At 64.1% G+C, this 20,881-nt stretch carries 15 protein-coding genes; 6 read left to right on the forward strand and 9 right to left on the reverse strand.

From position 1 onward, the window contains the following. Window positions 1-5 precede the first annotated feature (5 nt). Genes ACL9RI_RS11995 through ACL9RI_RS12005 form a run of 3 tightly spaced genes read right to left on the reverse strand, consistent with a single transcriptional unit; the run spans window position 6 to window position 3,897 of the window. Window positions 6-1,553 (reverse strand): TIGR03016 family PEP-CTERM system-associated outer membrane protein, encoded by a 1,548-nt coding sequence (locus ACL9RI_RS11995; protein WP_422726797.1) that lies wholly within the window; start codon window positions 1,551-1,553, stop codon window positions 6-8. Continuing rightward, window positions 1,537-2,346 (reverse strand): XrtA-associated tyrosine autokinase, encoded by an 810-nt coding sequence (locus ACL9RI_RS12000; protein WP_422726798.1) that lies wholly within the window; start codon window positions 2,344-2,346, stop codon window positions 1,537-1,539. Before ACL9RI_RS12000 ends, ACL9RI_RS11995 begins: the two co-directional genes overlap by 17 nt. 21 nt (window positions 2,347-2,367) lie before the next feature. Next, complete coding sequence (locus ACL9RI_RS12005) at window positions 2,368-3,897, reverse strand: XrtA system polysaccharide chain length determinant (RefSeq protein ID WP_422726799.1); 1,530 nt, start codon at window positions 3,895-3,897, stop codon at window positions 2,368-2,370. 231 nt (window positions 3,898-4,128) lie between these two features. Between ACL9RI_RS12005 and ACL9RI_RS12010 the strand changes: the two genes are divergently transcribed. Both ACL9RI_RS12010 and ACL9RI_RS12015 read left to right on the forward strand, forming a co-directional pair. Next, window positions 4,129-4,749 (forward strand): XrtA/PEP-CTERM system exopolysaccharide export protein, encoded by a 621-nt coding sequence (locus ACL9RI_RS12010; protein ID WP_422726800.1) that lies wholly within the window; start codon window positions 4,129-4,131, stop codon window positions 4,747-4,749. A 202-nt stretch (window positions 4,750-4,951) separates the two neighbouring features. Continuing rightward, window positions 4,952-5,698: an N-acyl amino acid synthase FeeM domain-containing protein gene (locus ACL9RI_RS12015; protein WP_422726801.1), complete on the forward strand. Its 747-nt coding sequence runs from the start codon at window positions 4,952-4,954 to the stop codon at window positions 5,696-5,698. A gap of 3 nt (window positions 5,699-5,701) precedes the next feature. Here the strand turns inward: ACL9RI_RS12015 and ACL9RI_RS12020 are convergent, their stop codons facing one another. From ACL9RI_RS12020 to prsT, 3 genes are read right to left on the reverse strand one after another with little or no spacing between them, the layout of a single operon-like run. Beyond that, a complete protein-coding gene (locus ACL9RI_RS12020) occupies window positions 5,702-6,451 on the reverse strand; it encodes a S1 family peptidase (RefSeq protein ID WP_422726802.1) in 750 nt (249 codons plus the stop codon). Next, a complete protein-coding gene (locus tag ACL9RI_RS12025) occupies window positions 6,448-8,874 on the reverse strand; it encodes a hypothetical protein (RefSeq protein ID WP_422726803.1) in 2,427 nt (808 codons plus the stop codon). The genes ACL9RI_RS12020 and ACL9RI_RS12025 overlap by 4 nt, the downstream gene beginning before the upstream one ends. Window positions 8,875-8,877: 3 nt before the next feature. Further along, window positions 8,878-11,658: an XrtA/PEP-CTERM system TPR-repeat protein PrsT gene (gene prsT, locus ACL9RI_RS12030; protein WP_422726804.1), complete on the reverse strand. Its 2,781-nt coding sequence runs from the start codon at window positions 11,656-11,658 to the stop codon at window positions 8,878-8,880. A 216-nt stretch (window positions 11,659-11,874) separates the two neighbouring features. On the opposite strand from prsT, the gene ACL9RI_RS12035 reads away from it, so the two are divergent. Then, window positions 11,875-13,167 (forward strand): nucleotide sugar dehydrogenase, encoded by a 1,293-nt coding sequence (locus ACL9RI_RS12035; protein ID WP_422726805.1) that lies wholly within the window; start codon window positions 11,875-11,877, stop codon window positions 13,165-13,167. Continuing rightward, window positions 13,167-14,258, forward strand: a complete 1,092-nt coding sequence (locus tag ACL9RI_RS12040; RefSeq protein WP_422726806.1) for an SDR family oxidoreductase — start codon at window positions 13,167-13,169, stop codon at window positions 14,256-14,258. The genes ACL9RI_RS12035 and ACL9RI_RS12040 overlap by 1 nt, the downstream gene beginning before the upstream one ends. A gap of 8 nt (window positions 14,259-14,266) precedes the next feature. Here ACL9RI_RS12040 and ACL9RI_RS12045 read toward each other — a convergent pair whose 3' ends face one another. From ACL9RI_RS12045 to ACL9RI_RS12055, 3 genes are read right to left on the reverse strand one after another with little or no spacing between them, the layout of a single operon-like run. After that, complete coding sequence (locus tag ACL9RI_RS12045) at window positions 14,267-15,688, reverse strand: SpoVR family protein (protein ID WP_422726807.1); 1,422 nt, start codon at window positions 15,686-15,688, stop codon at window positions 14,267-14,269. Next, window positions 15,685-16,971: a DUF444 family protein gene (locus tag ACL9RI_RS12050; RefSeq protein ID WP_422726808.1), complete on the reverse strand. Its 1,287-nt coding sequence runs from the start codon at window positions 16,969-16,971 to the stop codon at window positions 15,685-15,687. The genes ACL9RI_RS12045 and ACL9RI_RS12050 overlap by 4 nt, the downstream gene beginning before the upstream one ends. A 2-nt stretch (window positions 16,972-16,973) precedes the next feature. Continuing rightward, window positions 16,974-19,019: a serine protein kinase gene (locus tag ACL9RI_RS12055; RefSeq protein WP_422726809.1), complete on the reverse strand. Its 2,046-nt coding sequence runs from the start codon at window positions 19,017-19,019 to the stop codon at window positions 16,974-16,976. A 243-nt stretch (window positions 19,020-19,262) separates the two neighbouring features. Between ACL9RI_RS12055 and ACL9RI_RS12060 the strand changes: the two genes are divergently transcribed. Next, window positions 19,263-20,444 carry a hypothetical protein gene (locus ACL9RI_RS12060; protein WP_422726810.1) on the forward strand — a complete coding sequence of 394 codons (1,182 nt, stop codon included), beginning with the start codon at window positions 19,263-19,265 and terminating at the stop codon, window positions 20,442-20,444. A 117-nt stretch (window positions 20,445-20,561) separates the two neighbouring features. Beyond that, a complete protein-coding gene (locus ACL9RI_RS12065) occupies window positions 20,562-20,879 on the forward strand; it encodes a hypothetical protein (RefSeq protein WP_422726811.1) in 318 nt (105 codons plus the stop codon). Window positions 20,880-20,881 lie beyond the last annotated feature (2 nt).

A 20,881-nucleotide genomic window follows, 5' to 3' on the forward strand; every position in this document is an offset into this window, starting at 1 on the left:
TCTCGTCAGAATTGCATGGTGAGCGTGGCGCTGAGGCCGTTTTCGCGGAAAGCGGCGCCGCGCGTGCTGTTGTGCACCGTGTGCCGGACCTCGATCGACGCCGTCATTTTTGGCTTGATGATGCGGCTGGCGGCGGCCGTCAGCGTGAGATTGCTGTCGCGCCGCGGCACGCTCAGCGAACGGATGCTGGTGTAGCCCGCATTGGTCCGCAGGCTGTTGCGCGACGATGCCTGCCAGCTCCAGCCCAGGTTGCCGGCCAGCTGGCGCGTGCGGTCTTCGCTGCCGAAATCCATGCCCGGCAACAGCTCGCTATCGATGCCGCTGCTGCTGAGGGCCGTGCGGTCGACGGCGTTCAGGCTGGCCAGCAAGGTGCTTTTCGGCGTGGCGCGGGCCATGTTCAGGCTCAGCTGCTTTTGCAGGAAATAGCGGTGGCTGAAGTAATTGATGGCGCCTTGCGAGCCCAGGCTGTCGGCATAGCGCAGGAAAGCATCGATGCGCAAGCGCCGTTCGCGCGCGTCGGGCAGCAGGCCCGTCCACAGCTGGTCGAGCAGGCTGGCCGCATCCTGCGTGCCCAGGCGCAGGAATTGCGCAGGCATGGTGGTGACATCTTCGCTGTATTGCGCCGACCAGCTGGTGTGGCGCTGGCGGAACGTGGCGTCCAGGCTGTAGGTCTTGCCAAAGAAGCGCCTGCCCGTGCTGACGGCCACGCTGGTGCGCGGCGAGGGCGTCCACACGCCGCCCACCGTCCAGAAGCGGCCTTGCGGCTGCTGGCCCGTGCTCGATGCATAGCCTTCCTGCTCCTGGCCCGCGCTGGCGGTGGCCGACCAGCGGCTGTTGAATGGATAGCGCAGGCCGGCGCTGGCCCGCTCCATGCGCTGCGGCGCCAGCTTGCTGTCCTGCGTGCGGCGCACATCGTAGCTGGCATTCCAGCTCCAGCCCACGCCGCGCGGCGCGCCATTGAGCAGCATTGACACTTCATCGCTGTGCATCGACAGCAGGTCGCCGCCGCTGGAGACGCTGTTGCGCGTGTAGCGCAGCTCGGCCGTGCCCAGGCTGCTGAAACGGTGGCGCACATACGGGCTGATGGTCACGGTGCGCACCGTGCTGGCGTTTTGCGTGGCCGGCAGGTCGTTGATGACTTGCGGGCCGAACGGCGACACGCTGCGCTGGCTGATGCTGGCCGCAGTGTCGAGGTGAAACCAGTCCTTGAGCAGTTCGGCGTTGGCGGACGCCTGCAGTTCCCGGCTGTCGCTGGCGGGCCGGTGCTGGTAGCGGAACTGGCGCCAGGTCGCGTCCAGGTGCACCTGCAGGCGGGGACCGCTGCCGATCAGGCCGATCGAGGGGGCGATTTCCGTGATGAAGTCCGACCGCGCCTGGCCTTGCGGCGCCAGCAGCGCATTGTCCGTGTAACTTTCGCGCAGGCGCAGCGCGGGCGCGACCAGCCAGTCGATGGCATGTGCGGACATGGGCAGGGGCAGGGCGATCGCGAAAGCCCATGCCAGGCGCCCTGGCAGGCAGGCAGAACGCGGGCCATGGCTAGTCGTAATAGCCATAATAGTCGTTGCCGGGGAATGCCTTGGTCTTGTTGTAGATCAGATGGATGTGTTCGCATGATTCGATCTGGCGCAGCGCTTCCTTGACGGCGTGCTGGGTGGTGGTTTCCGCTTCCACCACCATCACCACTTGCCCGATCTGTCCCACCAGCGCGTGCGCTTCGCTGGTAATCAACAGCGGCGGCGAGTCGAACACCACGATGCGGTCGGCATAGCGGCTGGCGATCTCGGCCAGCAGCCGACTCATGGCACGGCTGGCCAGCAATTCCGTGGCGTGCTTGTTGCTGCGACCGGCCGGCAGGATGCTCAGGGTGCTGACATTGGTTTTCAGGATCACGTCGGCCATTTCCAGCTGGTCGTCGAGCAGCACGTCCATCAGCCCCGGTTCCGGCGGCAGGCCCAGCACTTTCAGCACGGACGGGCGCGCCACGTCGGCGTCCACCAGCAGCACCGTGATATCCATTTCCATGGCGATGCTCATCGCCAGGTTGACGGCGCAGTAGGTCTTGCCCTCGCCGGGCATGGCGCTGGTGACGACGATCAGGTTGCCATGGCGAATCGCCTCGGCGCCGCTGGCGCGCGCCTTGCGCAGCAGCGGGCGCTTGATGATGCGGAAATCCTCGGCCACCGTGGTGCGCCCGCCGTCGTGCGTGACCATGCCCTGTGCCTGCAGGCTGGCCAGGTTCAGCTCGCGGTAGCGGGGCGAGGCGGAGTGGTCCGCCCCATAGGCCTGCCGCGCTTCGGCCACCTGGGGCACGGACTGCGGTTGGTCCTGCACGTCCTTGTTATCCATCGCGCCTCCCGGTGCCGGTCTCTAGAATTTGAACAGCGCGGCTGCCATCACGCCGCCGTACAGCAGGAACAGCCCGCCCAGGCAGGCGCCAAAACCGTAGCGCGCGCGCTGGCGCCGCACTTGCTGCAAGCTGGTCCAGTTCATCGAAACGGTGCCGAGCACGCCCAGGCCGGTGGCGTCGCGCAGCTCGGCCGGGCTGAGGAAGGTGGGACGGATCTGGCTGATCAGCAAGGCGGCGGCCACGCCGGCCACCAGCGCGGCGCCCAGGGCCGCGCTGAACAGCAGCGGCCGGTTCGGCCCCATCGGTAAAAACGGCACGGTGGGCGGGTCGATGATCTTGAAGGCCATCATGTCGGTGGTCGAACTGAGTTCGCCCGACAGCTTGGCCGCTTCGCGCCGGCCGATCAGCTTTTCATAGTTGTCCTTGTTGATGATGTAGTCGCGGTTCAGCTGCGCCAGCTGCGATTCCACCTCGGGTACGGCGTTGCTTTGCGCCAGCAGGCGTTCATTGCGGGCATTGAATTCCTGCACGCGCGCCTTGATGGCGGCCACCCTGGCGTCCGCTTCCGTCAGCGCCACCTTCAGTTGCTGCAGCATCGGGCTGTAATTCTTGCCGGGATCGCCGGCAGCGGCGCGCAGCTTGCTTTCCTCGACCTTGCGCTGTTCCAGCTGCGCCACCAGTCGGCGCGAGGCGATGATATCCGGGTGCAGCTCCGTATATTGCAGCGCCAAGCTGTCGAGATTCTTGTTGATGGCGGCGATGCGCTCGTCGAGTTCAGGGTTGCTGATGTTGGACGCGCTCGGTTCCAGGTCCAGCACCGGCTCGTCGCCTTCGATCTGGCTCAAGATGGCTTTGCGCGACTGCTCCGCTTCCAGCAATTCCAGTTTGGCATTGTTCAGGCTATCGGACGACATCAGCAGCTGGCTGCCGTAATCGATGCCCTGGCGCGGCAGCAGCAGGTTGTTGCGGATCTTGAAATCCTTGAGGATGTTTTCCGCCGAACTCAATTTCTCTTCATAGTTCTTGATCTGTTCATCGATGAATTGCACGGCCTTTTGCGAGTCGCCTTTCTTGCCCTGGAAACTGCCTTCGACAAAGATCGTCAGCAGGCTTTGCACCACGTCGCGCACCAGCTTGGGCTGCCGGCCGCTATAACTGATGGTGTAGATATCGTAGGCATTGGTGCCGGTAATCTTGATGCGACTCATCAAATCATCGAGCTGGGCTTCATGCTCGCGCACGGTTTTTGAATCGATATCGAGATCGACCATGCGTATCACGCGCTCCACGTTGGGGCGGCTGAGCAGGGTGCGGCTCATGATGGCCACCTGCTGCTCCGTGTTGGGCACGCTGGTCATGCCGGCCATCAGCGGCTTTAAAATGGTTTGCGTATCGACAAACACGCGCGCCGAAGTCTGATAATCGTCAGGCAGGCTGATTACCTTGATGAAGCCGGCGATGGCCACCAGCCAGGCCACCAGCAGCGCATGCCAGCGGTACTTCCAGATGCCCTTGAGACTGGAAAGTAATTGCTGTACTAACTCCTCCATGTCACTTCCTTCAGGTCAGGGCGATCGGCGCAATGAGATAGCTGGGGAACTTTTTTCTTGTCGAGTAAGCAAAGTATAGGGCTGCCCCTTAGAAAAATTTCTCCAGATGCAGGCTTCTTGATGCGCCTCAAGGATCACTTGCCGCGATCTCATAATCATAGGAAGTTCGCGGCCCAGTCCGGCTAATCGGGGCGGCCGCATGACCGCATCACCGACTCGAAGAGGTCCAGCATGAATCTGTTACGCCGTGCAGTGATGGCAAGGGGACTGGCCCTGTCGGCGCTGGGCCTGCTGGCGGCCTGCCGCACGCGCTACCCGCTGGCGCCGGCCGACGATATCGCGCCCTTGCACGACTATCTGATCGGGCCGGGCGACTCCGTCAATATCCTGGTCTGGCGCAACCCGGAAGTGTCGCTGACGGTGGCGGTGCGGCCGGACGGCAAGATCACCACGCCGCTGGTGGAAGACTTGCCGGCCAGCGGCAAGACCTCGACCGAGCTGGCGCGCGATATCGAACAGGCGCTGGGCAAGTTCATCCAGCAACCGGTGGTGACGGTGATCGTCACCAATTTTTCCGGGCCCTATGCGCAGCAGATCAGGGTGATCGGCGAGGCGGCCAAGCCGCAGGCGCTGCCATACCGGCTGGGCATGTCGCTGATGGACGTGATGATCGCCGTGGGCGGCATCACCGATTTTGCGGCGGGCAACAAAGCCAGCATCATCCGCCTGCGCGAGGGACAGCAACAGCAGTTGCGCGTGCGCATCGATGACCTGTTGAAAGACGGCGATATTTCCGCCAATATCATGATGCGGCCCGGCGACGTGCTGCTGATCCCGGAAAGCTTTTTTTAACCGCGCCTGAAGCTGCTGTCAAAAAGTCACTTATTTGTCTTTTTATACTCGCAAGCAAATTTAAGCATGTTTCTTTGATCATTTCCTGCTAATTTCTTTGGTTTTTTCACGCATTGCGGGAACTTCTCCACTTTTCCTCTTGTCACAAGGCATTGGCTTCAGTCCGTCTCAAACATGGACAGCCAGTGACAGCGAGGACAAGATGAGCTTTGAAGACGAACCTATTATTTCTTTCGATACGCCTGGCGGCTTCAGCGACCTGGTGGTGGGCGAGGGCAGGATCGATCCTGCCATGGAGCATGAAATTGATTTGCAGCGCTTTCATATCCGCATGGCCAACTCGCGCGGGCGCCGCGAGGCAGCCAGCCTGTTGATCCGCAAGATGTATGGCTGGCGCGGCTACGCCGTCGATCCCGGCGTCCAGCATGCCCTCAACAAGATCACCCTGTTTGCCGAAACGGCCGGCGCCACCGTCGGCACCATGACGCTCTGCCTGGACAATGACGAGACCGGCTTGCCGGCCGATGAAAATTTCCGCGACAAGCTCGACGAATTGCGCGCGCAGGGACGGCTGCTGTGCGAACCGTCGCGCCTGGCCATCGACAAGGGCGTCAGCAAGCGCGTGTTTGCCGCCCTGATTCATATTTCTTATATCTATGCCCACAATATCCACGGCTTCACGGACTACGTGATTGAAGTCAATCCGCGCCACGTGGTGTTTTATAAACGCATGCTGGGATTCAAGGATTTCGGCGGCGAGCGCGAATGCACGCGCGTGGGGGCGCCGGCCGTGCTGCTACGGCTGGATCTGGGCTATATGGGAGAGCAAATCCGCAAATACGGTGGCTTGATGGAACAACATGGGGGTGAACGATCGTTTTACCCCTTTTTTTTTCCTACATGGGATGAGCCTGGTATTACCGACCGTCTGCGCCAGGGGCGCAACTGAACTTCATTTATTTTTTAACAGGATGGCCTGCATGTGGCTGCCTGGAATGGCATACGTAATGCCGCTGGGCGTACTGATGGCTGTCTCCTTCAAGCCTTTGACGTAGACCATGTTGACGATACCGTAGACGAGACCGGTTTCCGGATCATATAAAGGGCTGCCGCTGCTGCCCGGATACGCCGTTGCATCGAGCTGGAACACGGTGTAGGGCGACTTTTGCAGTTGCGCCAGGCGCCTGGCGTCCAGCCGCAGTGCATTTTCGCTGGGCATGACGACCGGCGTCAGCGCAGACACGGTGGCGCGGTGCGTCACGTGATGCAGGCCCAGCAGCATGCCCAGCGGAAAACCCGTGAACGCCATCGCCTGGCCCTCGCGCACGCTGCCGGCGTCGCCCAGCTGCAGGGCGGGCAGTGGTTCGCCGGCCAGGCGCAGCAAGGCCAGGTCGTGCTCGGCATCGATGGCTAGCACGGTAGCTGAGCGGAATTGCGCCGTGTCGCCGTGCCCGGTGAGGATGCCGATCACTTCGCTTGGGTTGCCGTCGAGCAGTTTTTGTATCACGTGGGAACAGGTCAGCACGCTCAAGCCATCGCCCGTGACAAAACCGGTGCCGATAAAGCTCAGCGCCGGCGTGCGCGTCTTTTGAAAGCTGCCCACGCCGACGACCGACGGTTTGACCCGGGCGATGACTTGTTCCAGCGTATCGGCATGGGCTGGCATCAAAACCAGGCACAGGCATAGCAAGAAGATTTTCATGGCGGCGTGCTTTCATGGCACAAGGTGGGGGAGGGAGCGGACGGCTGCAACAGCGCGCCCAGCAGCAACAGGTAAAACAGCAGGGTTATGCGCGGCACATCGAGCAGGCTGTCGAACAGGCCCACTACCAGGAACGCCAGGATGGCGGCCAGCGCCGCGACGTTCGCATACCCGTTGGCATGGCCCTGGCTGCGCTGGCGCAGCAGACGGACACTGGCCAGCATCAGCAGGCCGAGCAGGGACAGCACGCCGCACCAGCCTGATTCAATATACAGTTGCAGCGCCAGGTTCTTGATATGCCAGGGCAAATGATGATGGTCGCTGCTGAAAAACCAGTCATTGCCCGCTTGCGTAAATTGCCCGTTGGCGATTTGCTCCACTCCATCGGCCGCGCGCAGGCTGAGATTATCGATATCGATCACGGACGACACCGCCGTGCCGCTGGCCGCCAGCTCCAGCTGCACCGGCAGGCGCAGCAGCCACTGCCCCGACCCCAGCCAGGCGCTGGCGATGGGCAGGGCATAGTGTTGCCATAGGCCGTCGCCGGGACGCAAACGCAGGGGGGCGCTGATGCAATTTTGCGCGTACAGCAGTTGCCGCTGGCATAGCCTTACCTGCAGCACCGGCATGGCGCCCGTGCGGCGCACATCGAGTGCCAGCAGATACGCGGTGTCGGGCCGCAGGCTGACCCTTTGCAGCAGCCGCAGCAGTTCGCCATATCCGGCGCCATAGCCGGGACTGGCCAGCCGTACATAGCGCTCGCCTGCCTGCTCCATATGGGAAATGCTGGCGGGCACGTCGCCCAGGCGGTTGTGCCAATAATACGTGGCGGGGAACGTCCCCAGGCCCATGCCGAAGGCGGCGCTGGCCGCGTCCGCCGGCATCATGTCCAGCGCCCCTTGCCAGTGGCGCAGCCGGCCCTGCAAGTCGCCGGCAGTGGTGGCGAAGCGTTCCGTGGCGTAATAGCTGGCCGAGACGGGAATCGCCAGCGCCAGCAGCACGGCCGCTGCTCCCGCCAGGCTCAGGCTGCCGCGCTGCAACCGCCATAGCGGCGGATGCAGGCGCCGGTTGCACAGCATGACGGCCGCCAGCAGCACGGCCAGGGCGGCGCCAGGCAAGGCCGGCTTGCCGCCCCAATGCCAGCCGATCCAGGCCAGATTGCAGGCCAGCATGGTCCACGCCAACATGGCCAGGCATAGCCGGACAGTGCCGGCCGGACGCATCCCTGGCCATAAGGCGCCGGTCAGCAGCAGGGCCGACAGCAGGAACAGGCAATACGGCCCCTTCAGCCAGCCGGCCACGTCACCCGGCCACAGCATGGACAGCACGCCTTCGATGGCCAGCGCGCAGACGGCGCTGGCGGGCGCCAGGCGCCACGGCAGCGCGTGCGTGGCCAGCACGAAGGTGGCGCTGAACAAGACCACGGCGGCCAGCAAGCCACGGTAGCCGGCGCCGCCGAACATGGCAATCAGCGCAAGCGCCACGGCCGCCGCCAGCAGCAAGGATAGTACTGTCCGGCTACCTTGGCTTGTTCGTTGCGCTGCTGGCATTCCCGCCAGCAGTTGTTTGACTGCATACACGAAACCCAGTGTTGCGGCAGCCAGCATGGCCGCATACAGCCCGCGTGAAAAAGTGGCCAGCGCGGCATGCAGGGCCAGGGCCAGCAACAGCAGGGCGGCCGCGCTGTGCCAGCGCGGGCGCGCCCGCACCAGCCACAGCACGGCAAACGGCAAGCCCAGCGCCAGATAACCGTCGAGGGCGGCGCCGCCCGTGTGCATGGCGGAAAACGGCGCCGTGATGCGATAGTCGCTGGACAGGTTGAGCAGGCCGGGAAATGCGGCCCGCTCCCACAGTGCGCAGCCGGCCACCAGGGACAGGCCTGTGAGCAGGCCCGGCAAGGTGTAGCGGCGCCAGCCGCCATGGCCCGCATCGCGCAGCAGCAAGGGCAGCAGCAGCATGGCCCAGGCCCAGGCTTTACCGAGGCGCAGGCTGTTATAGGAACTCAGGTAGTTATTGTAGGCGTTGGCGTCCCACGGCGGCAGCGGCAGCAAGCCCCGCAGCAGGGCGGCCAGCCAGGCCAGGCTGCACAGCAGCAGCCAAAGGCGCGCGGCGGGCGAGAGGCGCATGGCGGCGGGTCGCTGGTGCAGCCGCCAGTAGCCGCAAGCCACGGTAAGTAAGAGCAACAGGTCGATTTCTTCCAGAAAAAACCAGCCTGTCCACGGCGCCAGGTCGAGCACGGGCAGCAATGCGGGCAGGCAAAACAGCCACAGCGCGGGGCGCCAGCACAGCAGCAGGAAATAGCTAGGCAGCAAGGCCGCAAACAGCCAGCTGGGCCAGCCGTGGCCGAAGGGATAAACGCGCAGTGCGTAGAGGAAGGCGGCGCCCGCCAGCACGGCCAGCAGGCGCGCCGCGATCTTGGTCATGATCTATAGCTGGGCCAGCAGGGCCAGGGCGTCGGCCCGTTGCGGAAATTCCTTGTTGCTAGCAAGCAGTTGTTCGAGTTGCTTGCGCGCCCCCGGCTTGTCGCCCGACTTTGCCAGCGCCGCACCCAGGTGGTACTGGATTTCCGCCGACCTGGGCGCCAGGGTGGCCGCCTTGCGCAGCAGGGCCGTGGCGCGCGCGGCATCGCCGTGCTCCAGGCAGATCCAGCCCAGGGTGTCGAGCACGGCCGGGTTGTCCGGCGCCAGCTTGTGCGCCTGTTCCGCCGTGGCCAGTGCGCGGCCATCCTTGTCTTGCTGATAGGCCCAGGCCAGGTCGTTCAGCGCCACCAGGTTGCCGGCATCGCGCGCGACGATCTGCTGGTACTGCTCGATGGCGGCCCGGTATTGCTTGCTGGCCAGCTTGCTGCCGGCCAGGTAAATGCGCGTGGCCGTGTCGTCCGGGTGCGCCGCCAGCCAGGCCGTGATGCGCCGGTCGGCTTCCTTTTCCTGTCCTGCCTGATGCAGGGCGCGGTACATCTGCACCTGCAAGGGGCCGATACTGCTGATCTGGTACGCTTGCTGGTATAGCTTGAATGCTTGCTGCGGCTGGTTTTGCGCCATCAGCACGTCGCCTTCGAGTTTATAGCCGGCCGCCAGCTTGGGCCGCTGCTGCTGCACCTTGCGGGCCACGGCCAGCGCTTCGCGCGGGCGGTTCAAGGCCAGTTGCATGGTCACTTCGACCACCTGGGCATCGAGCAGGTCGGGGTCCAGCACCTGCGCCCGCTTCACGGCATGCAGCGCGCTGGCATGGTCGTTCAAGGCCAGGTGCAGGCTGGCGATGCGCATCTGCAAGGGGGCGGACGTGGTTTGCACCTTGGCCAGCTGCAGATAGCTGTCGAGCGCCGCCTGCGGCTGGCCCGCGCTGTATTCCACCTGGGCCCGCAAGGCCAGCGCATCGGCATCGCCCGGATGGCCGCCTTGCAGGGCGCGCGCCAGCTCCAGGGCTTTTTGCGGCGCCCCCGTCTGCAGGTAGAAATTACTGAGCAGCAGCGCCGGCGGCACGGCGTCCGGGTGGTCCGCATGGGCTTTTTCCAGCCAGCGCTGCGCCTCGGGCAATTTACCCTGCGACGCCGCCAGCTTGGCCAGGGCGGCGCTGATATCGGCGTTTTTCGGGTCTTTCGCCAGCGCCGTTTCGAAACGCTGCCTGGCCCGGTCAGGCTGTTTCTCGGCCAGGTCGATCTGCGCCAGGTTGCTCAAGGCCGGCAGGTAAGTGGGCGACAGGCGCAGCGCCTGTTCGAAGGCCGCGCGCGCGGCAGGCAAGTCGTGCAGGGCCAGATACACGCCGCCTTTCAGGTTCAGCAGCAGGGGATTGGCGCCTTGCTGCTTTTCCATGGCTTGCACGGCAGCCAGCGCCTTGGTATTTTCCTTGTTGCGCAGCAAGGTCATCACCAGCATGGTGCCGGCTTGCGGGGCTTTGTCATCGAGCACGGTAGCGCGCTCCAGTTCAGCGATGGCGCGCCCGCTTTCCCCCATGCCCAGGCGGCTCACGCCCAGCGCCGCATGCAGTTTTGCCGTATCGGGCGCCAGCAGGGCGGCCTTTTCGAAGTAGGCGGTGGCCTTGTCGTAGCGGCGGGCCCGCAAGTGCGCTTCGCCGGCCAGCGACAGCAGTTCCACGTCGTCGGGATTGCTTTGCAGCAGCGGCATCAGCAAGTCGATGGCCGCATCGCTATTGCCGCGCATCAGCTGGATCGAGGCCATCATCTTGTTGGCATACACATGCCTGGGATAGGCGGCCAGGAAGCGCTGCAGATAGCTTTCCGCCAGTTGTGGCGAACCCAGCGCCAATTGCACGGCGCCCGCCAGCAGCAGCGCCGGCATATGCTCGGGCGCCGCCTTGAGCACCAGTTGCAAGGCTTCCAGCGCCGCCTTGTTCTTGCCCTGGCGAAAATCGAGCAGCGCCTGCGCCTGCAGCACGCCCACGCTGTTGGGCGCGCTCTTGCGGGCCGCCGCCAGTTGCGTGCCCGCTTCGCTGTAGCGGGCTTGCTCGGTGTCGAGGTTGGCGAGGTCGATATGGGCTTGCGTATCGGCAGGCTTGAGCGCGATGATGTGTCCGTAGGCCTTGCGGGCCTCGTCGCGCTTGCCTTGCAGGCGCAGCAGGTCGCCCGAAAGGCGCAAGGCGTCCAGATTGTCGGGACTGTGCTTCAGGGCTTGCGCGATCAGCAACTCGGCTTGCGGCAATTGCTGTGCCAGCGCGGCGATGCGCGCCAGGCCCAGCAGTGCATCCGGCTGTTCGGGCTGCGCCTGCAGCATGCGCTGGTACAGTGCGCGCGCTTCATCCTGCCGCCCCAGTGCCAGCAGCGCATCGCCGCGCAAGCCCAGGATCGCCTTCGGCTGCGCCGGGTCGTCCGGCAAGTCGCTCAGGACTTTCTCGAATTGCCCCTGCATCAGCCAGGTCTTGCCCAGCAGCGGCATGACTTGCGTGGCCGGCACGCCCAGTGTTTTGGCCTTGCGCAGCTCTTTCTCGGCCGACAGTACTTCGCCCGTTTCGATATAGATATCGCCCAGCAGCAGGCGCGCCTGGCGGTTTTCCGGGTCTTGCTGCAAGACGTTTTTCAGCTGGATGATGGCGGCCCGCGCCTCGCCTTTCTGACGGTATTGCCGGGCTTCGGCCAGCAGGCTGTCGCTGCTCTGCGTGCCGTGGCACGCCGTCAGCATGCCCGCCAGCAGGATGGTGCACAGGGCCGTGGCAGGCCAGACACGGTGCTTGGGCGAAAAGGCCAGGGCCATGGGAATCTCCGGTGGGGACGGGCGCAGGAAAAGAACAAGGCAAAGGGGAACTCTAGAGTAAAAAAGATGGACGACCCTCTCATTGATTGTCCTCAAGGGCTTGCCACTTGCCTGCCGGCCTGGCTGCCGGCAGTGGGCCGGGCTTGTCCCCGCTCAAGAATGGCTGGGCCTGCAATCGTAGAATTTCCGAATCAGCAACCATTCGGAGCAAACACTATGGACAGGCAAGCGGGCGTCGTGGGCGTGGTGGGGCTGGGCTATGTGGGCCTGTCGCTGGCGGTGGCTTTCGGCACGCGGCAACGCACGATCGGTTTTGACTTGTCCGAGCGCAAGGTGGAAAGCTACCGGCGCTACATCGACCCCACCGGAGAAATCAGCGAAACCCGGCTGCGCGCCGCGCAATGGCTGAGCGTGGGCTGCGATCCGGCCGAATTGCAGCAGGCCGACTTCATCATCGTGGCCGTGCCCACGCCCGTCGACAGCGCCCACAATCCCGATTTCACGGCGCTGGCAGGCGCCAGCGCCGCCGTCGGGCGCAATATGAAACGGGGCGCGATCGTCATCTTCGAATCGACCGTCTACCCTGGCGCCACCGAGGAAATCTGCATTCCCTTGCTGGAAAGCCATTCCGGCCTGCGCTGGCGCGAGGATTTTCATGTGGGTTTTTCGCCTGAACGCATCAATCCCGGCGACAGCGAACACACTTTGGGCAGCATCCGCAAGGTGGTGTCCGGCGACGATGCGGCCACCCTGGAACGGGTGGCGCAGCTGTATGAAGGCGTGGTCGAAGCCGGCGTGCACCGGGCCTCGAGCATCCGCGTGGCCGAGGCGGCCAAGGTGATCGAAAACACGCAGCGCGACCTGAATATCGCGCTGATGAACGAGCTGGCCATCATTTTCGACCGCATCGGCATCGATACGGCCGAAGTGCTGCAGGCGGCCGGCACCAAATGGAATTTTCTGCCGTTCCGGCCCGGCCTGGTGGGCGGCCACTGCATCGGCGTCGATCCGTATTATCTGACGCACAAGGCGGAAATGCTCGGTTATCACCCGCACGTGATCCTGGCCGGGCGCCGCATCAATGACGGCATGGCCAAGTTCGTGGCGGAAAAAACCATCAAGCAAATGGTGCGCGCCGGCTTCAAGCTGAAAGGCTCGCACGTGAATGTGCTGGGCTTGACCTTCAAGGAAAACTGTCCCGATCTGCGCAACTCGAAGGTGGTCGACATGATTCATGAATTGCAATCGTATGGCGTGCAGGTGCATGTGCACGACCCGGTGGCCGATAGCCGCGAGGCGCTGGAAGAATACGGGCTCGTGCTGGAAAGCTGGGAGCAGCTGCCGCAGGCCGAAGCGCTGATCAGCGCCGTGTCGCACCAGGCGCTGCTGGTCCGGCCGCTCGGCGACTACCAGGCCAAGCTGGTGGAAAGCGGCTGCTTCATCGACATCAAGTCGCGTTTCGATGCCCGCCTGCTCGAGCAGGGTGGCCTGCATGTGTGGCGGCTGTGATGGCGGCCGAAGTAACGGTGAGCCCGGGCGCCCACGCGTATGGCCGGGCGTGCGGACAACTGGCCGACCGGCCACAGCGCTGGCTGGTGACGGGCGTGGCCGGTTTCATCGGCTCGCATCTGCTGGAAACCCTGTTGTCGCTGGGCCAGCAGGTGCGCGGCATCGATAATTTCATGACGGGCCACCGGCACAATCTGGCGCAGGTGCGGGCCAGCGTGGGCGAGAACGCCTGGAAAAATTTCGACTTTATCGAGGGCGATATCCGCGATGGCGGCACGTGCGCCGCCGCTTGCGCGGGCATCGACTTCGTGCTGCACCAGGCTGCGCTGGGCTCCGTTTCGCGCTCGCTGGAAGACCCGCTGCTGTGCCATGCCGTCAATGTCAGCGGCTTTTTGAACATGCTGGCCGCGGCCCGCGCGGCGCAGGTACGGCGGTTTGTGTATGCGGCCTCGAGCGCCACCTATGGCGACCATCCGGCCTTGCCGAAAGTGGAGTCGCAGATCGGCGCGCCGCTGTCGCCGTATGGCTTGAGCAAATACGTCAACGAGCTGTATGCGCAAATCTATGCGCGCTGTTACGGGCTTGAAACGGTAGGCTTGCGTTATTTTAATGTCTTCGGCCCAAGGCAAGACCCGCTGGGCGCCTACGCGGCCGTGATTCCCCGCTGGATTAGCGCCATGCTGGCCGAGCAAAGCGTGCACATCTACGGCGATGGCGCCACCAGCCGCGATTTCTGTTTTGTCGACAATGCCGTGCAAGCCAATCTGCTGGCCGCCACCAGCATCGACCCGGCCGCCATCAACCAGGTCTATAACGTGGCCGTCAATGCGCGCACCAGCTTGATGCAGTTGCATACGTCCATGCAAGCCATGCTGCGCCTGAGCTGCCCGGAATTGTTGCCGCAAGCGCCGCAGTATGGCGACTTTCGCGATGGCGACGTGCGCCATTCGCAAGCCGACATTGCCAAGGCGGCCCGCCTGCTGGGCTACTCTCCCACGCACGATTTGCGCCAGGGCTTGCGCAAAACCATCGCCTGGTATGTGGCGGCGCAGCGCCCGGCACAGCTTGCCGATCCGCTGGCCCACGGTTGACTGCGCCACTACGCCGGTGGACGCGCCGGTGGCGCAACGCGCGTGCTGCCGCTACTGCCGCTGGCCAGCACGCGCGGCGTGCCGCGAAAGTCGGTCGTATGCAGGCTCGCGGGCCGGCGCCATACCCTGGCCACATAAGCGAGCACCCGTTCGGCCTGCTCCAGGTCCAGCCCCCGGCCATCGCGCTGGTGGTCGTGCCGCAGCACCAGGCTGCCATCGTCGCTCAGAACGGTGACGGCGATGCACGGTGCGCCATAGTTGTACTTGGGCGCCAGGATTGCTTCGCGGATGGCGTGGAGGTCGCGGCTGGCCAGGCGCGTTTCGCCATCGCGGCGGCTTTCGTGCACGAACAGGCCCAGTTCGTCGGCCAGTTCGGCGTCCAGGTAATTGCGGATAAAGCTGAAGTCATCGTCATCGCGGCAGATCTGGCGCGCTTTTTCCAGCCCCTGGTCTTCGATGATGCGTTCCCACATGCGAAATCCCAGGTGGTAGGGATTCAGCGACAAGGCCAGCTGCCGCTCGCCGGCATGCGGCCGCACCACGTCCGAATGCGACTTGATGGCGGACAGATACAGTGCTGGCGGCAGGAAATCGGCCTCGCGCAACAGCCGCGCATGCCAGTACGAGGCCCAGCCTTCGTTCATGATCTGGCAGGCATAGACGGGATAAAAATAAAACGATTCTTCGCGTACCGCCAGGAAAATATCGCGCTCCCAGTCTGCCAGCTCCGGCCCGTACTGGGCGATAAACCATAGCAAGTCATGCTCGGGCTGCGGCGGCAGCAAGGGGCGCCCCGCCGGCTGTTCCGCGGCGGGCCGTTCGCCCGGCAAGTGCTGGTAGCGTTGCGTAAACGACGCCAGCGGCGAGGGGGCGGGCACGGCGCCGGCCGTGTCATGACAGCAATAGCGCGTCCGGTGCAGCGGCAGGTTGATATCGACATGCTGTTCCAGCGCCAGGGCCGCATCGAGTACGGCTTCGACCTGCTCCTGCCCATGGCGCTGCAAGGCCTGCTCGATACGGTGCGCCCGCGCCGCGCTTTGCTCGAGGATATGCATGCCGGCCATGGCGCCGAAACGGACGAACAGCTGGTTGCGGTGGGCGAAATCGGCGTGGCCCAGCACATGCGCCGTGACCAGGGTGTTGTCGGCCACGGAGTTGTTCTCTGCCATATAGGCGTGGCAGGGGTCGCCGGGAAACATCACTTCAAAGATGTGTGAATTGCCCATCTTTTGCTGCACCAGCTGCTGGATGTAGCGCAAGCCGAACGACCAGTGGCGCATGCGCACAGGCAAGCCGTAGATGGCGATTTCGGCCATGAAGCTATTCGGCACCAGTTCAAAATCGACGCGATGGAAGTCCAGCCCCAGTTCCACGGCCAGCGCCTCGATGCGCGCCGCATAGTCCGCCAGCGTAGCCGCGTCATTGTTCATGGCGATGCCTGCATTGCGGCGCCTTCGTGTTGAAAGAAGGTGCGGATGGCGGCCCAGACATCGTCTGTTTTGGCCAGGATGCTGCAGTGCAGGGGCAAGCCGTGGCGCTCCTGCTCCGCGCACAGGCGGTGCATTTCTGTTTCCAGGGTGCGTGGCGTGCCGGGAACGGTTTCCAGGTAGCCCATGTAGTTGAGCAAGGGTAGCAGCTCGCCGAGCGCCAGGCTGGCCGCGCTGCGGTCTTCGCTGAAGTTCTCGCCATCGGAAGCATAGAACAGGTAGGCGTTGTACTGGCCGGACGCATAGTGTTCGTTCAGCAATTCGCGGCCCAGGCGAAAGGCGCCTGAAGCGATGGTGCCGCCCATGCCATTGACTTGAAAGAATTCTTCCTCGGAAAACTCCCAGGCCCGTGTCGTATGGGCGATGAAACGCGCCTCGACCCTGGCATAACTGCGGCGCAAGCCTTGCAGTGCGAAGAAAAAGAAGGATTTGGCCAGTTTGCGCTCGGCCTGCGCCATGCTGGCCGACACGTCGAGGACGAAAAACACCACGGCGTTCGCACTGGGGCGTGGTTTCAGCAGCAACTGGCGGAAACGCAAGTCTTCGTTGATGAAGGCGACCGGCTGCTTTTGAGTCTGCGGCGTCTGCAGCTGCGTTTGCACTTGTGTCTGCACGGCGCGCCGCTTGATCGCTTCCTTCATGGTGCGCCGCCGGTCCAGCCGCGAGCGCGCGCCATGCTTGTCCCAGCCGGCCCGGACATAGGCGGCATCGTCGATCGTGCTCAGGTGCCGCGGCTGCAGATTCGGCAGTTTCAGCTCTTCCCACAGCCAGTCCATGATGTCGTCGATGGCAAATTCCAGCAGCAGGCGTACTTCGCCCTCGCCATTGCCGCCGTCGCCTTGCTCTGCTTCATCGTCGGAGCCCGGCGGCCGCGCGGCGCGCAGGATGTCGCCCGGCTGGCCTGCCCCCTGGCCGGCGCCGTGGCTGCTGCGCGGCTGCGCCAGGCGGAAGCGGGCGTGTTCCAGCAGGCGCACGGGCACTTGCACCTGGCGCTGCTGCGGCCCGCTGATGACGTCGGGGCTGGTGATCAGGTCGGACAAGTGCGCCTGCACGGCGTCGCGTACCTTTTGGCTGTGCCGCAGCCAGTCGCGCGCGCCGCGTGAAAACAGGGCGTACCAGGGCTGTGCCAGGCGCTGTCCGGTCTCGCTCTCAGCCCTGATCCCGGCCCCTGGCGTGCGTTCCGGCGTGACGTTCCGATCGGCAGCCATGTTGCGGGTCGCTTGCATGCTTACTCCTGTGCCAGCAGGGTGGTGACATAGTTGAGCGCTTCGCGCGCGCTGTGGGCGTCATAACCGTATTCATCGACCAGGCGCCGTTCGACGGCGGAAATCTTGTTGCGCACGTCATCGTCGGGGCGCTTGGACGAGCTGACCAGGCGCAGCACGTCGCGCCGCTGTTCAAACAGATATTGCTGGACGGCGTCATGCAGCTGGACATGGCTGCCCAGGCCAAATGGCTCGCCACGCTTGAAGGCGCCCATGGCCTTGCGCACCACTTCCTGGCGGAAGGACTGCTTGCCGGAATCGCTGATATGGATTTTTTCTTCCACGGTGCGCAGGAACCGTTCATCGGGCCGCCGTTCTTCATTGGTGATCGGGTCGCGGATCTGGCGGTTGTCGAGCATGGCTTCCACCTCGTCGAGATACTTGTCGAGCAGGTCCTGCGCTTCCTGCTCGAACGAGACGAACAAGGCCTTGTGCACGTCCGCCTTGACCCAGCGGTTATAGAAATCCTTGCGCGTCAGCACCAGGTAATCGATCCACTTGCGCTTGCGCCGGGGCTCGATGCGGGCGTCGTTCTCGATGGCGTCCTTCAGGGCCAGCAGTACCTCCATGGTGGAGAGGCTGTTGCGCTGCGCGGAAATGATGGCGTGCGACAGCGCATTGATGACGAAGCGGGGCGAGACGCCGGCCAGGCCTTCCTCTGGCGCCTTGTCCCTGTCGCGCAGGCGCCGCACTTCGGCCTGGTTCAAGTCTTCCACTTCTTCATCGGCGTAGATGCGCAGCTTTTTGACCAGCTCGCTTTCCTTGTCGTCGCCTTCCTGCATGCGGCTCAGGATGGCGAATACGGCGGCGGCATGCAGCACGTGCGGGTCCAGGTGCACCTCGCGGAAGGCGGGCGCGGCAGACAGGATCAGCTTGCGGTAGATGCGCGCTTCTTCGCGGTAATTGAGCGTGTACGGTACTTGCACGATGACCATGCGGTCGAGCAGGGCTTCATTCTCGCTTTCTTGCAAAAACTTGCGGAATTCCGCCAGATTCGTGTGGGCGAGGATGCATTCATCGAGATAAATCAGGGGGAAGCGCGATACCTTGACATTCTTTTCCTGCGTCAGGGTCAGCAGCAGGTACAGGAATTCGCGCTTGACCTTGAGGATCTCGATCATTTCCAGCATGCCACGGCTGGCTGCATACACGGCGCCCGACCACGACCAGGCGCGCGGATCGCCTTCGTCGCCATAATGGGCCACTTTTGACAGGTCGACCGAACCGACCAGGTCCGCCAGGTCGGCCGTGGTGGGATCATGCGGCGCATACGTGCCCACGCCGCAGCGGCTCGCCTCGGAAATCATGATGCGTTCGACGGGCATGCGCAGGAAATCGCCATGGTGCTGGTCTTCCAGGCGGGCGCAGCAATGCGGGCACAGTTCGCCGCGGATCTCGACGCCATAACTGTCGCGGAAGGCGGCGCGCATGGTTTGCGGCACCAGGTGCAGCGGCGATTCGTGCACGGGACAGCCGGCGATGCCATACAGGGCGCCTTCCTGGGTGCGGCTGTACTCTTCCAGCCCGCGCTTGAGCAGGATCACCAGGGTCGACTTGCCGCCCGAAGGCGGCCCCAGCAGCAACAGCATGCGCCGTCCGACTTCGGAGCCGGCGGCGGCCGCCTTGAAATAGGCGGCCACGCGGTCGATCGCCTCGTCGATGCCAAACAGTTCGTCGTCGAACAGGCGGCAGCGGAAATGGCCGCCGCTGTCTTCATGCCCGCTCCAGCGCATCATGTCCCACAGATATTGATGGGCGTTGCGGGCCAGCTGGGCTGCGCTACCCGGCAGGATGTGGGCGACGAAGTCGGAAAAAACGCCATCCCAGCGGTCCACGCGGTGCTCCGCCGTGAACGCTTCCATGCGCCGCATCAGGCTGCTGCGCTGGGTCGCGTCATCTTCCCCGGCTTGCGCCGCCGTGACATCGATGGCGCTGCCGTCGGGAGTCTCGCTGCCGCCGGCGGCCAGCGGCTGCGCTGGGTAGTGTGGCGTCGTTCGAAGTATCGTCATCTTTCTACTATCCCTCCGGTGGTCAGCGCGTGGATTCCAATTTGCCATCTCAGTATAGGGCGCTGGCGATGCCGGCGACGGTCGCACACCTGATGTCGCTCAACTCAAAAGGTGGAACTATTTACCTGGTCTTTTTGAAATCATTTTTATGCGCCGGCACACCTGGACACCTGGATCCAGATCAATGCCGGCCGCCGCCAGCGGCCCACACTGCCTGGGGGAGATGCCCACAAGGAGAGCAAAATGATGAGCGATGAACAAGGATTCAGTACGCCGCCCGCAGGCGGCGCCGGCAAGGGTCAAAGCGCCGACGATGAAGAAGCCGTGGGGCAATTTTCCGCGCCAGGCGAGGACGATACCGGCATTGAAAGCGCCTCGGTGGCGGCAGTCCAGGATGCGCTGGCCGGCGTCAGCATGGAATTGCTGGAAATGAAGCGCAGCATCGAGGACGGCATGCGCACGGCCATTTCGCAGGCGGCCGGCGTGCGCGCGGTCGATGCCTTCAACGATGCGGGCAATATCCAGGGCGTCGCGATCGGCCTGGGCGAGGGCGCCAGCGACAGTTCCTCCGGCGAACCGGGCCTGCCGGCGCTGACCCTGTATGTGGCCGAACCGACCTCGGTCGACCGCGCCAAGGCGGCCATCGTGTCGGCCATGGGCATCCGCGCTATGGCCAGCGACAAGGTGCCCGTCAACATCGTCGTCACGGGCGTGATCGACGCCCAGCCGCACCGCTTTCGCCTGCGGCCCGCGCCGGGCGGCGTGTCGGTCGGCCACTTCCGCATCACGGCAGGCTCCATCGCCTGCCTGGCGGTGGGCCGCAGCGCGCCGCGCAACAGCCGCCTGATGATCCTTAGCAACAATCACGTGCTGGCCAACTCGAATGGCGCCGTGTTTGGCGACTGCATCGTGCAGCCGGGGCCGATCGACGGCGGAAAATGTCCGCAAGACCAGGTCGCCACCCTGGAGCGGTTCGTGCCGATCAATTTCAGCGGCGGCGTCAATTTTGTCGATTGCGCCACCGGCTGGGCCTGGCCAGACCGGGTGCGGCGCGAACTGGTGTTTCTCAGCGGCGGCGTGCCCGCCTATTTTCGCATCAGCAGCGGACTGGTCGCCCCGGCACTGGGCATGCTGGTCGGCAAATCCGGGCGCACCACGCAACTGACGCAGGGCCGCATCACGGGCCTGGGCGCGACGATCAATGTCAATTACGGGGGCGGCAGGGTCGCGCTGTTCCAGGATCAGATCGCCATCCAGGGCTTGAGCGGCGCCTTCAGCGCGGGCGGCGATTCCGGCTCGTCGATCTGGACCTGGAATCAGCAGCGCAACCCGGTCGGCCTGCTGTTTGCCGGTGGCGGCAACGTCACGTTTGCCAACCAGATGCGCAGGGTGGTAGTGGCGCTTGATATCAACCTGTACACCTGATTTGCACCTGAGCAAGAGTCCGTGGGCGCGCCGGGATGCCTGCTTGCGCAAGCGCCTGTTTTGCACGATGATGGTAGTGTCGCCAGCAGTGTTGTGCACGGCGGCAGGAGAAAAATCATGTCAAACAGTAAATTCATGCAAGACCCTTATCTGCTGGCGGAAGATGCGGCCATGCCTTATCTGCCCGATAGCGACGGCATGGCGGCGCCATCCGTCGTGCATGGCAGGCTGGAGGCGGCGAAGCGGCGCAATGAGCGCGCGTTGATGGCCATCGAGGGCGTGGAAGGCGTCAGCCTGGGGCATAACCTGCGCGGCAACGAGACCATCGTGCTGTACGTGCGCGACGCCTCGGTGCGGCAGCGCGTGCCGGCCCAGGTGGAGGGCTATGCGGTGGAAACGAGCATCACGGGACAGATCGATATCCTGCAGCGCTAGCA

This window comes from Janthinobacterium sp. Mn2066, from assembly GCF_049319705.1.
GTDB lineage: Bacteria > Pseudomonadota > Gammaproteobacteria > Burkholderiales > Burkholderiaceae_D > Janthinobacterium.